General features: G+C 59.3%; 14 protein-coding genes. 3 read left to right on the plus strand and 11 right to left on the minus strand.

Annotated elements, in window-relative coordinates; translation table 11 throughout:
• Positions 1-7 precede the first annotated feature (7 nt).
• Complete coding sequence (locus AC0TNJ_RS09795) at positions 8-679, plus strand: DJ-1/PfpI family protein (RefSeq protein WP_473770975.1); 672 nt, start codon at positions 8-10, stop codon at positions 677-679.
• On the opposite strand, the gene AC0TNJ_RS09800 is transcribed toward AC0TNJ_RS09795, so the two are convergent.
• The 5 genes from AC0TNJ_RS09800 to AC0TNJ_RS09820 form a co-directional block, all read right to left on the minus strand.
• Entirely contained in the window at positions 680-1,153 is a 474-nt protein-coding gene (locus tag AC0TNJ_RS09800) for a MaoC family dehydratase (protein ID WP_473770976.1), read from the minus strand.
• Positions 1,150-1,635, minus strand: coding sequence for a MaoC family dehydratase (locus AC0TNJ_RS09805; RefSeq protein ID WP_473770977.1), 486 nt, complete (start codon positions 1,633-1,635; stop codon positions 1,150-1,152). Before AC0TNJ_RS09805 ends, AC0TNJ_RS09800 begins: the two co-directional genes overlap by 4 nt.
• 61 nt (positions 1,636-1,696) lie before the next feature.
• Positions 1,697-2,800: a redox-regulated ATPase YchF gene (gene ychF, locus AC0TNJ_RS09810; protein ID WP_122001285.1), complete on the minus strand. Its 1,104-nt coding sequence runs from the start codon at positions 2,798-2,800 to the stop codon at positions 1,697-1,699.
• A gap of 61 nt (positions 2,801-2,861) precedes the next feature.
• A complete protein-coding gene (gene pth, locus AC0TNJ_RS09815; RefSeq protein WP_473770978.1) occupies positions 2,862-3,626 on the minus strand; it encodes an aminoacyl-tRNA hydrolase in 765 nt (254 codons plus the stop codon).
• Positions 3,627-3,645: 19 nt separating this feature from the next.
• The gene (locus tag AC0TNJ_RS09820) at positions 3,646-4,272 is read right to left on the minus strand and encodes a 50S ribosomal protein L25/general stress protein Ctc (protein WP_122001283.1); all 627 of its coding nucleotides are present in this window, start codon (positions 4,270-4,272) and stop codon (positions 3,646-3,648) included.
• A gap of 682 nt (positions 4,273-4,954) precedes the next feature.
• Here AC0TNJ_RS09820 and AC0TNJ_RS09825 point away from each other — a divergent pair.
• Both AC0TNJ_RS09825 and chrA read left to right on the plus strand, forming a co-directional pair.
• On the plus strand, positions 4,955-6,499 hold the full coding sequence (locus tag AC0TNJ_RS09825; protein ID WP_473770979.1) for a helicase HerA domain-containing protein: 1,545 nt from the start codon (positions 4,955-4,957) through the stop codon (positions 6,497-6,499).
• 71 nt (positions 6,500-6,570) lie between these two features.
• Complete coding sequence (gene chrA, locus AC0TNJ_RS09830; protein ID WP_473770980.1) at positions 6,571-7,869, plus strand: chromate efflux transporter; 1,299 nt, start codon at positions 6,571-6,573, stop codon at positions 7,867-7,869.
• On the opposite strand, the gene AC0TNJ_RS09835 is transcribed toward chrA, so the two are convergent.
• The 6 genes from AC0TNJ_RS09835 to lgt form a co-directional block, all read right to left on the minus strand.
• Positions 7,866-8,798 (minus strand): ribose-phosphate pyrophosphokinase, encoded by a 933-nt coding sequence (locus tag AC0TNJ_RS09835; RefSeq protein WP_061345920.1) that lies wholly within the window; start codon positions 8,796-8,798, stop codon positions 7,866-7,868. The genes chrA and AC0TNJ_RS09835 overlap by 4 nt on opposite strands.
• A gap of 286 nt (positions 8,799-9,084) precedes the next feature.
• Entirely contained in the window at positions 9,085-9,681 is a 597-nt protein-coding gene (locus tag AC0TNJ_RS09840) for a hypothetical protein (RefSeq protein WP_473770981.1), read from the minus strand.
• Positions 9,682-9,771: 90 nt separating this feature from the next.
• Complete coding sequence (locus AC0TNJ_RS09845) at positions 9,772-10,923, minus strand: M24 family metallopeptidase (RefSeq protein WP_473770982.1); 1,152 nt, start codon at positions 10,921-10,923, stop codon at positions 9,772-9,774.
• Between the two features lie 9 nt (positions 10,924-10,932).
• A complete protein-coding gene (gene pgeF / locus AC0TNJ_RS09850) occupies positions 10,933-11,730 on the minus strand; it encodes a peptidoglycan editing factor PgeF (RefSeq protein WP_473770983.1) in 798 nt (265 codons plus the stop codon).
• A 293-nt stretch (positions 11,731-12,023) separates the two neighbouring features.
• Positions 12,024-13,115: a class I SAM-dependent methyltransferase gene (locus AC0TNJ_RS09855; RefSeq protein ID WP_473770984.1), complete on the minus strand. Its 1,092-nt coding sequence runs from the start codon at positions 13,113-13,115 to the stop codon at positions 12,024-12,026.
• Entirely contained in the window at positions 13,108-13,953 is an 846-nt protein-coding gene (gene lgt, locus AC0TNJ_RS09860) for a prolipoprotein diacylglyceryl transferase (protein WP_473770985.1), read from the minus strand. The genes AC0TNJ_RS09855 and lgt overlap by 8 nt, the downstream gene beginning before the upstream one ends.
• Positions 13,954-13,959: the final 6 nt, after the last annotated feature.

Here is a 13,959-nt window from a genome sequence, read left to right on the forward strand (position 1 = left end):
ATTGATTGTGGCTTTGTCGTTTGGACTTCTGGTTTTTCCCTCCATTCAGCAACTCGATCTGACAGGACCTTATGAAGTTTTTTCATCGGCAGAAGGGGCTGATGTTCACCTGATCTGGAAGAATCGCAATCCGGTCACATCCTCATCGGGACTCACCTTCATACCAACAGCTACTTTTGATGATTGTCCGCAACTTGACGTAATCTGTATTCCTGGCGGCGGGGTGAACCCGCTGCTGACGGATGACGTAGTGCTGGATTTCGTCAGACAGCAAGCGACGCGCGCGCGGTATGTAACCTCTGTCTGCACAGGCGCATTGGTTCTCGGCGCAGCTGGACTGCTTCAGGGGCGAAGGGCGACAACGCATTGGAATGCCATGGATTTTCTAAAGCACTTTGGGGCGATAGCAACTGAGGCGCGCGTTGTTCGGGACGGAAATATCATTACGGCTGGTGGTGTAACGTCCGGTATAGATTTTGGTTTGTCTATCCTCGAAGAGGTATTTGGACAAACAGAAGCGGAAACTGTTCAATTGACGCTCGAATACGCTCCCTCACCGCCGTTCAAGTCAGGGACGCCCAACGAAGCTCGCGCGGAGGTTTTGGAGCGGGGCCGTGAACGTCTCGCCGAATCAAGAGCGGCGAGGGAGTCAATTTTTTCGGGCTGGAAGCGAGACTAATTACCGTTCTGGCAGCTTCACCATCGCCGCATTGTCGAAAGACAGCACCTCTTCGCCATTCTGGTTGTGGGCGTTCGTCGTCATGGTCAGCATTGACCAGCCGGGCCGGGAGGCCAGCGGCCTGATCGCATGGACCACGCGCTTATAGGTGATTGTATCCCCGGCATAGACCGGCTTCGGCCATTTGAGGTTTTCAAAGCCGGGTGAGGGGCCGAATGTCGGCGGCGTCTCGCCGCGTTTCAGAGCATCCTTCGTGGCCTGGACGATGGAAGCGACATTGAGCTTCATGAACACCGCCGTGGTGTGCCAGCCGGAAGCGCAAAGCCCGCCGAAGACGCTCTTCTTTGCTGCTTCGGCATCCAGATGGAACGGCTGCGGATCGTATTTCCGCGCGAAATCGATGATTTCCTCAGGCGTAAACGTATAGCTGCCGATAACGACGGTCTGCCCGAGATTGTCTTCCAGAAAACTCATGATGCATCTCCCACAGCCGCTTCGTAGTCACGGCGCAGCATCATGCATGGGTGCTGCATTTCGCAGACGCTTTCGCCGCGCTGATTGAACAGTTCATGATGGAATGTCACCAGCCCGATTGCCGGGCGCGATTTGGAAATGCGCTTGTCCTTGATGGTCGTCACGCCGTTCAGCGTATCGCCCGCCAGAACGGGGCGTTTCCAGCGTGTGAACTCGACGCCGGGACCGCCTTGCGAGGTGGAGTCGGTCAGATAGGCATCACAGACCAGCCGCATGATGAGGGAAACGGTGTGCCATCCCGATGCGGCCAAGCCGCCCAGCACGCTGGCCTTGCCCGCTTCCTCGTCCAGATGGAAGGGTTGCGGATCGAACGCGCTGGCAAATTCGATGATTTCTTCCTTGCTGATCGTACGAGGACCGAAGGGAAGGGTCATTCCCGGTTCCATATCCTCATAGGCATATTTCGGCAGAGGCTTGCTCACCCTGGGTCTCCTCCGTGTAGACATAAAGAAAAGGCCGCCGGTTTTCGGCGGCCTGATCGTATCAGGTATTGAAGCGGAACAGCATCACATCGCCGTCATGGACGATATATTCCTTGCCTTCGTCCCGTGCCTTGCCAGCCTCCTTGGCGCCGACTTCGCCGTTGTATTTGACGTAGTCTTCATAGGCGATGGTCTGGGCGCGGATGAAGCCGCGCTCGAAATCGGTGTGGATGACACCGGCGGCGGCCGGAGCCTTGGTGCCGCGCTTGATGGTCCAGGCGCGGGTTTCCTTCGGTCCAGCGGTGAAATAGGTGATGAGATCGAGAAGCTTGTAACCGGCGCGGATCAGGCGGTCGAGGCCCGGTTCCTCAAGGTCCATGCTTTCCAGATATTCCTTGGCTTCTTCGTCGGGAAGCTGCGCGACTTCGGCTTCGATGGCAGCCGAAATGATGACCGTCTGCGCGCCCTGTTCCTCAGCCATCTTGTCGACGGCAGCACTAAACTCGTTGCCCTTGGCGGCATCGCCTTCGGCGACATTGCAGACATAAAGAACCGGCTTGGAAGTGAGAAGGTTCAGGCCCTTCAGCGTCAGCAGGTCTTCCGGCGAAATGTCCTTCAGCATCAGGCGGACAGGCTGGCCGTTCTGGAGCAGTTCGAGTGCTGCTTCCATGACCGGCAGAATGGTCAGCGCTTCCTTGTCCTTGCCCGTCGCGCGCTTGCGGATCTGCACGATGCGGCGCTCGATGCTTTCGAGGTCCGACAGCATCAGTTCCGTTTCAACGGTCTGGGCGTCCGATACGGGATCAATGCGGCCCTCGACATGGGTGATGTCATCGTCCTCGAAGCAGCGCAGAACATGCACGATGGCATCGACTTCGCGGATATTGGCGAGGAACTGGTTGCCGAGACCTTCGCCCTTCGAAGCGCCGCGCACGAGGCCGGCAATGTCCACGAAGTTGATGCGGGTCGGGATGATTTCCTTCGAACCGGCAATCCGGGCAATATCGTTCTGGCGCGGATCGGGAACCGCCACTTCGCCGGTGTTCGGCTCGATGGTGCAGAACGGATAGTTTGCGGCCTGTGCGGCGGCCGTTTTGGTCAGCGCGTTGAAAAGCGTCGACTTGCCAACATTTGGCAGGCCAACGATGCCGCATTTGAAACCCATGATCGTACCTATCAGACTAGAATTTTCTTGGTGTGGCTATGCGTCATAGGACGGCACAGCGTCAATCCTTTTTCCCGAAAAGCCGCTTGAGCATGTCGGCCATCGGGCCGCTTTCGGGAATATTCGGCTTTTTCTGGTTTGGCCGCGCCTGACGGATATGGCTCTGCGCCTTAGCCTTTGCTTCAAGCGGGGCCTTTTCCAGTTGTGCGGGATCGGCCTTGAACCCGCCTGGCCGCTGATTGCCGTCGCCCATGGCGAGCGCAATCCGGTTCATGAAACTGTTGTCCTCGCCCTTGGCGAGCATGGCGACATTGTCGCCGACAGCGCCCAGAAGCGTGTCCAGCCATTCATTGTCGGCCTTGGCGAAATCGCCGAGGACATAATTGTGCACGAGTTCCTTCGCGCCCGGATGGCCGATGCCAAGCCGCATGCGGCGATAATTCTGGCCGCCGGGGAAGGACTGCATATGCGCGTCGATGGACTTGATGCCGTTATGGCCGCCGGAGCCGCCGCCGGTCTTGATGCGCAGCTTGCCGGGAACGAGATCGAGTTCGTCGTAGATCACGACGAGGTCGGCAGGGGTCAGCTTGTAGAAGCGCATGGCCTCGCCGACAGACTGGCCGGAAAGGTTCATGAAGGTTTGCGGCTTGATCAGCAACACCTTCTCGCCATCGATCACGCCATCGGCGATCTCGGCCTGAAACTTCTTCTGCCAGTTGGAAAAGCGATGGCGGCGGAATATTTCATCCGCCGCCATGAAACCGATATTATGCCGGTTATGCGCATATTTGGGGCCCGGATTGCCAAGACCTGCGATGAGCAGCATGGTTTGAGCCCCTAAATAATTACTCGGCGTCCTTGGCTTCTTCAGCAGCGCCTTCCGAGGCAGCTTCTTCCGACTTCAGGCCGGCAGGAGCAGCGATGGTGGCGATGGTGAAGTCGCGATCCTGAATGGCAGGCGTCACGCCCTTCGGCAGCTTGATTGCCGAAATGTGAACCGAGTCACCGATTTCGAGGCCGGTCAGGTCGAATTCAAGGGCTTCCGGGATTGCATTGGCCGGAACGATCAGTTCAACGTCGTGACGAACGATGTTGAGAACGCCGCCGCGCTTGATGCCGGGAGCTGCTTCTTCGTTCTTGAAGTGAACCGGAACATTCACGTGGACGACCGACTTCGCGGAAACGCGCAGGAAGTCGACATGCTGCGGGAAGTCGCGGACCGGGTCCAGCTGGTAGTCCTTCGGGAGGACCTGAATCTTCTTGCCGTCCACTTCGATCGTGGCAACAGTGGTCTTAAAGCCACCGCCATGGATCTTGTAGAAAATCTCCTTGTAGGAGACGGCGATTGCGAGGGGCTCCTGCTTGTCGCCATAGATGACTGCAGGAATCTGGCCGTTGCGACGCAGTTCGCGGGAGGACCCCTTACCAACCCGGGTACGCAGATCGGCCTTGAGCACGTAAGTCTCGCTCATGGCATTTCCTTTCGATGTTACTGGAGTGTCGCCTGCTTTTCGCGCATGATCTTGTCCGAAAATCGGTTAGGGATCATGCTTCAACAAACGACATGAAACAGCCCGTATCGTCTGTCACAGGGTGAAAGACCGGACCGCTCCATTCCGCGTTGCCTCCAAGGGTGTCTACGCGGATGGCGGTGGCTATAGACCATAGCGTGCGGCGGCGCAAGTTTTTTGGGTTTGCCCTTGCGCGGAGGGTGACATGCATGGTTGAAAAAATGATCCCGATGGCCTATATTCGGATCGGTAGCTGAAGCGCGAACTCCAGCTACCGTGTACTCAGATAAAGAATTGTACCCGCACTGTAGCTCGCCAGCTGGTGCGGGTTTTCTTTATTCTAAGCGTGAATCTAATGGGTATTAACCACATAGAATCCACCTCCGAATAGAGGGCAAAGCCTTTGCCACGGTCGAGGTGGCTCATCCTCCCCGACGCGCCCGCTGGCTGGACGCTTGCTGCTTTTGCCCCCTGAGAAGATTGCTATCAAAACTTCAGGTTGAAATCTACTGCCCGGCACCTGTGGGCATTTGTCTTAACGGGTGGCAATGACAGCCGCAAAAGTGTTAAGCGGGTGCCTGATCGACTGGCCGGTTTTCTGCGCGAGTCGTCTGTTCCTGCAATGTTGAAACAAGGAGGCGAGATGCAGGTCGGTATCGACATGGGTTCTGTTGCTGGAAGCGGTTCTGCCTCGGCAGCGGCGCTTGGCGGTGGCAAGCAGGCCATGCTTGATCTTGAGGAGCTTCTCGCCACGCGCCTGCTCGTGCAGGGCAATTCCGGCTCCGGCAAGTCGCATCTTCTGCGCCGCCTGCTGGAACAGAGCGCGCAATGGGTGCAGCAGTGCATCGTCGATCCCGAAGGGGATTTCGTCACGCTCGCCGATCTTTACGGCCATGTGGTCGTTGATGCCGCCCGCACCGAAGCCGAACTGACCCGCATTGCCGGACGCATTCGCCAGCATCGTGTTTCGGTCGTGCTCAATCTGGAAGGGCTGGACGTCGAGCAGCAGATGCGCTCGGCCGCGGCTTTTCTTGGCGGTCTTTTCGATGCGGAGCGCGATTATTGGTATCCGATGCTCGTCGTCGTGGATGAAGCGCAGCTTTTTGCGCCTGCTGCCGCCGGTGAGGTGTCGGACGAAGCGCGCAAGCTTTCGCTAGGCGCCATGACCAACCTCATGTGCCGCGGACGCAAGCGCGGTCTTGCCGGGGTTATCGCCACGCAGCGGCTGGCGAAGCTTGCCAAGAACGTTGCTGCTGAAGCTTCGAACTTCCTAATGGGGCGCACCTTCCTCGATATCGACATGGCGCGCGCCGCCGATCTTCTCGGCATGGAGCGCAAACAGGCTGAAATGTTCCGCGATTTGCAGCGCGGGCATTTCGTGGCGCTTGGTCCGGCTCTGTCGCGTCGCCCGTTGCCGATCAAGATCGGCAAGGTCGAAACATCGGCACGTTCGTCGTCGCCGAAGTTGATGCCGCTTCCCGATGCGCCCGAAGATGCGCTCGATCTTATCTTCACGCCAGCGCCGCAGGAAATTCGTACGGCAGTGCGCCGCGCGCCGCCACCTCCGCCGCCGCCATCGACGGCGGAAATTCTGGCGCAGGTGGCAAAGCCGAAGCCGGAGGCGGAGCCGGTCGAAGCGCCGCTTTTCCCCGGTATCGTGGAAGCCGAACGCGAAGAGCTTCTGGAAAAGGTGATGCGCGAGATCGTGGACGACCCCGAAGCCTCGTTCCGCTCGGTTGCCGTTCTCTATCAGGATTTTCTGGTGCGTTGCCGCATTCATCGCGTTCCGGGCGAACCGCTGGCTTTGCCCGCTTTCCGCCGCAGGCTGGCGGTGGCGCAGGCCAGCATCGAAAGCGATGTGGCCAATGGCGAGACATGGCAGCAGGCGTTGTCCTTGTCGGAAAGCCTGACCGACGATGTGCAGGGCGTGTTCCTGATTGTGGCGCAGGCAGCGGTGACAGGTGCGCCTTGCCCGTCCGATGCGGCATTGGCGCGCGCCTACGGCACGCATTCGTTCAGCCGGGCCCGGCGTCTCCTGACCTATTTCGAAGAGCGCGGGCTTCTGGTGGTCCGCAATGATTTCAAGGGAATGCGCATCGTCAATTTCCCTGATCTCGGCTGTGAGACCGCGCCGGGCGACCCGAATGCGCCGGACGATTTTGCCGAAGAAGGTGCCGCCGCCGAGTAAGCCTGTGAAAACCGTCATGAACCTGCAATGATTGTCAGCAAGAGCTTGGTCGGATCATTCAGGATGACAGCGTGACACAGCCAATAAAGCAGCCGGATTTCAAAGAACTTTTCACGACCTTCGGCAAGATCGGACTTCTGTCCTTTGGCGGTCCGGCGGCGCAGATCGCCATGCTGCAGCGCGTTCTCGTGGATGAAAAGAAATGGATGGATCAGGAGCGGCTGATCCATGCGCTCAATTTCTGCATGTTGCTGCCGGGGCCGGAGGCCATGCAGCTTGCGACCTATTCCGGCTGGGCGGTGAAAGGCTGGCGCGGCGGCCTGCTGGCGGGGCTTTTGTTCGTGCTGCCCGGTGCGGCGGTCATGCTTGCATTGTCGGCAATCTATATCGCCTTCGGACATGTGGACGTGGTGGCCGGACTGTTGTTCGGCCTGAAGGCTGCGGTTCTGGCCGTGGTTTTCGAAGCGCTGTACCGGATGGGAAAGCGCACGCTCGCTTCCGGCTTTTCCTATTGCGTAGCCGTTGCGGCATTCATTGCGATAGCGCTTTTGAAATTGCCGTTTCCGCTTGTCGTTCTGCTGGCGGCTGTTGCCGGTGGCCTGCGACACGTGGTTCAGGGGAATGGTGCAGCAACAGTTCTGGGCGAGGCGACGCCCGGTGCCTTGCGCGAATTTACGCAGCAGGCGCTGATCTGGGGCGGGCTGTGGCTTTTGCCTTTGCTTGGGCTGTTCTTGGCTTTTGGCGGCACGCATGTCTTCGTGCAGGAAGCGGCTTTCTTCTCGAAGCTTGCCGCAGTGACATTTGGCGGCGCCTATGCAGCGCTTTCCTATACGGCGCAGCAGGCGGTCGAGCATTTCGGCTGGATGAAGCCGGGAGAAATGCTGACCGGGCTTGGGCTGGCGGAAACCACGCCGGGACCGCTGATCCTCGTGCTGGTCTTTGTCGGCTTTGTGGGGGCTGCGAACCTGTCCGGCCTGCCGCCGCTTCTGGGTGGCTTTTTCGGCGGGTTGATCGCGCTGTGGTTTACCTTCGTGCCGTGTTTCCTCTGGATACTGGCGGGCGCGCCTTTCGTGGAGCGGCTGCGTCAGGTGCGCTGGCTGTCGGCGATGCTGGGCGGGATTACGGCTGCGGTCGTCGGCGTGATTGCCAATCTGGCGCTGTGGTTCTCGCTGCATGTCCTGTTTGCGCAGGTGGTGGAGAAGGCCGTCGGGCCTTTCACATTGCCGCTGCCAGTCTGGAGCACAATAGACAATGCCGCCGTCCTGATCGCAGGCGCGGCGGCATTGTTGCTTGTCGTCTTCAGGATGAACATGCCGCTCGTGCTGTTGCTGGCGGCATGTTTCGGGATTTTCTTTCGACTGTTGTTTTAGTCGAACAGGCTCGAAACGGATTCTTCCGCTGCCGTGCGGGCGATGGCTTCGCCAATGAGGTCCGAGATCGACAGCACGCGGATATTCGGCGCATCGTTGATGGCGGTGGTCGGCTGGATGGAATCGGTGATGACCAGTTCCTTCAGCTTCGACGAGGCGATACGGGCAACCGCGCCGCCGGACAGAACGCCGTGCGTGATATAGGCGGTGACGCTGTTCGCGCCCTTGTTGAGCAGGGCTTCGGCCGCGTTGCAGAGCGTGCCGCCGGAATCGACGATATCGTCGAACAGCAGGCAGTCCTTGCCGGAAACATCGCCGATGACGTTCATGACTTCCGATTCACCTGGACGTTCGCGGCGCTTGTCGACGATGGCGAGCTGCGCATCGATGCGCTTTGCCAGCGAGCGGGCGCGCACCACGCCGCCGACGTCCGGCGAGACGACCATGCAATTGCCGGTGGCATAGTTGGCCTTCACGTCGCGGGCGATGACCGGAACGGCATAGAGATTGTCGGTCGGGATATCGAAGAAGCCCTGGATCTGACCGGCGTGAAGGTCAAGCGTCAGAACGCGGTTGGCACCGGCTTCGGTGATGAGATTGGCGACGAGCTTGGCCGAGATCGGCGTGCGCGGGCCGGGCTTGCGGTCCTGACGGGCATAGCCGAAATAGGGCAGGACGGCGGTGATGCGACGGGCCGAGGAACGGCGGAAGGCGTCGATCATGATGAGCAGTTCCATCAGGTGATCGTTTGCCGGATAGGAGGTCGATTGCAGAACGAATACGTCTTCGCCGCGCACGTTTTCCTGAATCTCTACGAAGATTTCCTGATCGGCGAAGCGGCGCACGCTGGCCTTGCCAAGTGGAATGTTGAGATATTGAGCAACGGATTCGGCAAGAACCCGGTTGGAGTTGCCTGCGAAAAGTTTCATTCTTTTGCCTCTGACGCCGATGCGGTCGCGGTTTGCAGTCTGGTTGTCGCAAAAGTCCGCCGGAACGGACAATCTCAAAAATTTTAAAGCTGCGTACTTATCTGACGGGATCAAGTACAGCAGCTTGCAAGGTTCTTTCGGATGCCGGGGCTATTGCAAAGAGTCACAGTTATTGCAAGGCCCGAAGGGACACAATTGCTGCAAAAAGGCCAGTATTGCGGCTTTCCCACAATGTGCAAAACCGATTCAGCAAAAGATTTCAGCCTTTTGCCGCAAAAGGCCTGCTTCATGCGCGATTTGCCGCAAGCCAGGTGGAGTATTCCTGCATGGTGCGGTCGGCGATTGCCTGCATGGCGGAAGCCGGAACGACGCTCCATGAGTCTGCGGCTGCGCCCTGAACTTTCTCCTGGCCCTGTATCCGGTGAAGACGGTTGCCGGACGCATCCAGCACGTCCCAGACATAGAGAACCGTCGTCTGGTTATCTTCGGCAAGAACGGAGAAATACCCCTTCATGACATAGGCGGCACTCGGGTCGTTATTGCCTGCAAGCTCGATGCCCTTCGCCTTGGCGTCATCGTTGATGCGATGCGTGAGCGGGGTCACTACATTGACCGGCGCGCCGACGATCGGCGCAATATGCAGCTTGCCGGGCTTCAGCGCCGCGCTGCGCTGCGGGGCCGCCGGTGCGGCTGCTGGCGTGGTCGGAGTCGTGGTTGCAGTCGGGGCCGCAGCCGGAGTGGCGGGTGCCGCCGTGGTTGGTTGACCGGCAGTCTGATTGCTGCCCTGTACGTTCAAAGCGGATTCAGTGCTGTTGCAGGCGGCAAGTAACCCGGTAAGCAACAGCAGCGACGAAAGATGTGCCTTGTTCATGTTCGGCTTCATGCTCCTGAAGGCGCAGGTTCTCTGCGATAGGGCATTTACAGTTCATTCTGTCGACTTTTGCCGACGTGCCGTTTTATCGCCGATTACGCCTCATTTGACAATCATATCAAGAGAATGGCGGGATAATGGCTCCGCCGCGCCATTTGTTGTGAGATATGTCTGGCCAAGGGTCATGGCGGTCTGCGTGTCGGAATCCATGATGATCATATGGGCGAAAAGCGTCATGTCCGGCTGGATGCTTTCCGGGTTTCCGGCATAGAACATCTGCGGGTCCATCCATGATGGCGTGAAGCGCGCGCCCACCGAATAACCGCAGGCATTGAGCCGGTGACGGGTGAGGCCGTGCGTTTCCATGGTCCGCGCATGGGCGTCGAACACGTCGCCGAATGTCGAGGCGGGGGTCATCGCCGCTTCGACGGCTTCCAGCGCCTCGCGCGCGGCGGCATAAAGCTCCAGATGATGCGCGGTCGGCTTGCCGACGATCAACGTGCGCATCATAGGCGCATGATAATGCCGGAACACGCCCGACCATTCGAGCGTGAGCTGGTCGTTCTTGTTCAGCTTGCGCCGGCCGGATTTATAGCGGCAGAGCAGGGCATCGTCGCCCGAGCCGATGATATATTCGTTCGCCGGATAATCGCCGTCGCCTGCGAAATTGGCGCTCATCATCGCAGCCAGAATATCGGCTTCGCTCGCGCCGCCCTTGGTCAGCTTGATCGCCGCATCCAGCGCGCCGTCGCTCAGTTCCGCAGCGCGCTTCGCATAGGCGATTTCGGCAGGGCTTTTGAGAAGGCGCAGGCGGTCCACCATGCCGGACGCATCGTAAAGCTTGGCGAAGCTCTGCAATTGCTCGTCGAGCTTGCGCGCATTGGCGCCGGTGAGGCCATGCGTCTGGTATTCGATGCCGATCCGCGTGCCGAGCAGGTCAAGGTCCGTCAGGATATTGCGCAGGTCCGCGGCCGGATTGGCATTGTCGCGGTCGGTCCAGACGACGATGTTCTCGATATTCGACGTATGGCGCGCCTGCCGCAGATCGGCGGAGCGCGTCATCAGCACCATCGATCCGTCGGCCTTCACCACGAGGCACTGGAAAAAGCAGAAGCCGAATGTGTCATAGCCGGTCAGCCAGTACATGCTCTCCTGCGCGAACAGCAGAAGTGCATCCAGCTTCTCCTCCTCCATCTTCAAGATCAGTCGGTCGCGACGTGCGGCGAATTCTTCCGGCTCGAAGTGAAGGGCCATGCGGTTCTCCTAATCTTCTATGATGGCGATCGCTGCAATCTGACGCCCGTAATCGGGTTCGTTGCGATGGGTGGTGCGCCGGTAGGAATAGAACTGTTCCTCATCGGCATAGGTGCACTGGCGCAGGGATTCGGCCTTTACGCCAGCCTTCGTCAGACGGTCGGTGATGAATGTCCACAGGTCGAACAGCTTGTGGTCCGCCTTGTCTGATGGACAGAAATAGGCGGTGTAAGTCGGGTCCCTGCCGATGAACTCGGCATAAAATTCCGGTCCGACCTCATAGTTTTCCGGCCCGATGGTCGGTCCCAGAACAGCGACGATATTTTCGCGCTTCGCGCCAAGCCCGATCATGGCCTCTATGGTGTTTTCAAGAACGCCGCCAAAAGCGCCGCGCCATCCGGCATGGGCGGAACCGATGATTCCCGCTTCGTGATCGGCAAAAAGCACCGGGCCGCAATCGGCAGAAAGCGCGCCGATGGCGATGCCGGGAACATTGGTCACCATGGCGTCGGCCTTGGGGCGCGGGCTGCCGAAAGGTTCGGTGACGTGGACAACATCGGGCGAATGGACCTGATGCACGGTCATGAGATGATCGGGCGCAACGCCGAGGCTTTCCGCCACGCGGCGGCGATTCTCCGCGACCTTTTCCGGCACATCGTTCGATCCGCTGCCGACATTGAGGCCCGTATAGATGCCATCGGAAACGCCGCCCTTGCGGGTGAAGAAGCCGTGCGCGATCCGCTTCCCGTTCTGTGCCACGGGCTTTTCAAGGAGAGGCGAACGGAGCGGTTGCGGGGTGTCTGTCATGGCAATCTCGTTTCAAACGGCGGGATGGTGGGGGAGCTCGGACGGCTTGTCAATTAAGAGCCTGCTCCAAAAGTCGCTCTGTGTGGCTGCAAATGGCACTTTTTTGCGTTCCGGTGCTCACGTAGCTTTCTCAGACGCATAGGCTTATCCGAAAAGTCTGCAACTTTTCGGGACTATGCTTTAAGTACGCTCCGCTCCGGTACTCAAAAATTACCATTTTCGCACACACATACCGCTTTTTGATTCAGGCTCCCATGCTTTTTCATTCAGGCTCCCGCGCTTTTTGAAAGGCTTCAGGCCGGTTCGAAAGGATAAAGACGTGTCTGCCTGTCGCTCAATGCGAGAACCTTGAACAAGGTTCCCATTTGATCGGGCGCGGCCAGTCTTTCAACGTCCTGCCGGATTTTCTCCTGGAACGCCGCATCCTTGCCCGCGCCGAGCCGCCCGGCGCGATCAGCTAAGCCCATTGCAAGCAAAAACTCGCCCTGCGTCATGGTTCCGGTCTTGCAGCCGCAGGCTTTTGCGGTCTTCTCCAGACTATCGAAATCGACATGGCTGGTGAGATCGGCTTCGCCCGGATGGGCGAACACATCGTCAAAGCTGTGTTTCAGCACGGCTTGCAGCGTGTCGCCGAAGCCGGATTCCAGATGGCCGTAATCGATGTTGAGCGCCGCGCCGCGCGTTGTCGCGATACGGCTCGCGATTTCCTGCATCAAGGCCGTGCGCGCCGGGGCTGCCTCAAAGATAGCCCCTTCTTCTGCGTCTGCGTGACCTTGCGGCAGGAGAGCCGGATCGATGCCGCCCAGACCGCTGACGAAGTGAAACTCTCCCCTGTCGTCGAGCGCGATCATCCGTTCGACAAAGCGGCCATTGGCCTTGACGAACTGCCGGAACGGCAGCGCATCGAACAGCTCATTGGTAACGAGGATCAAGGGGCCGTCGGGAATGTCAGCAAAGCGCTCGAACCAGTCGATCTTCGGGCCTGCATCGGCCAGCTTTTCCTTCTGTCTTTCGACAAGGCGCGGGCTGGTTTCGACCATGGCAACATGCGCATGGGCCAGCATTTGCGGGGCAAGCCTGCCGATGGTGCGCAGCATGTCGCTCATCAGCGTGCCGCGACCGGGGCCGATCTCGCACAGCACCGCATTATCCGGGCGTCCCAGCGCATCCCATTCGCTGACGCACCAGATGCCGATCAGTTCGCCGAACATCTGGCTCACTTCCGGCGCGGTGATGAAATCGCCGTCGCGTCCGAACGGTTCGCGCGTGGTGTAATAGCCAGCCTCGCGGTCGCCGAGGCAGGCGGCCATGTAATCGGCAACGCTGATGGGCCCGGAGGCGGCGATCAGGCGTTTCAGCCGGTCTTTCAGCGAGAGATCAGGCATCCTTTGCCGCGGCCCGGTTTGCGCGCCACATGGCCCAAAGCCCGATCAGCACCATAGGCACCGAAAGCACCATGCCCATGGTGAGCCAGCCGCCGAGGAGATAGCCGAGCTGTGCATCCGGCTCGCGGAAGAATTCGACCACGATGCGGCTGAGGCCGTAGCCGGTGACGAATGCGCCTGCGATGAAGCCGGGTTTCTTCAGCTTGCGCCCGACCCAGACGAGCAGGAACAGCACGAAGAACAGCACAAGCCCTTCAAGGAAGGCTTCGTAAATCTGGCTCGGATGGCGCGGCAGCGGGCCGCCATTGGGGAAATAGACCGCCCAGGGCATATCGCTGACGCGGCCCCAGAGTTCCGAATTGATGAAATTGGCGACGCGCACCACGCCAAGCCCGACCGGAACACCGGCGGCGATCGTGTCGAACATGCTCCACACCCTGATGCCGCGTGAGCGGGCAAACAGGAACATGGCGAGCGTCGTGCCCAGAATGCCGCCGTGGAACGACATGCCGCCATCCCACACTGCCGGAATGGCGAGCGGGTTGGAGATATAATAGGAGAAATTATAGAAGAGCACATAGCCGATGCGCCCGCCCAGCACGACGCCGAGCGCGGCCCAGATGACGAAATCGTCAAGCGCTTCCGGCGCCATCGGCGGCTGGTTGTTCGCCCACAGGCGGTGGCTTCGCAGGAGCTTCTTGCCATACCACCAGGCGAACATGATGCCGACGACATAGCCGAGGCCGTACCAGTGCACTGCCAGCGGCCCGATCCTGAAAATCACCGGATCGATATTGGGGAAGGCGAGCGCCGATACGGGCAGCAACGTCTCAATCATGAAATC

This window comes from Ochrobactrum sp. PL_is483 (assembly GCF_055816855.1).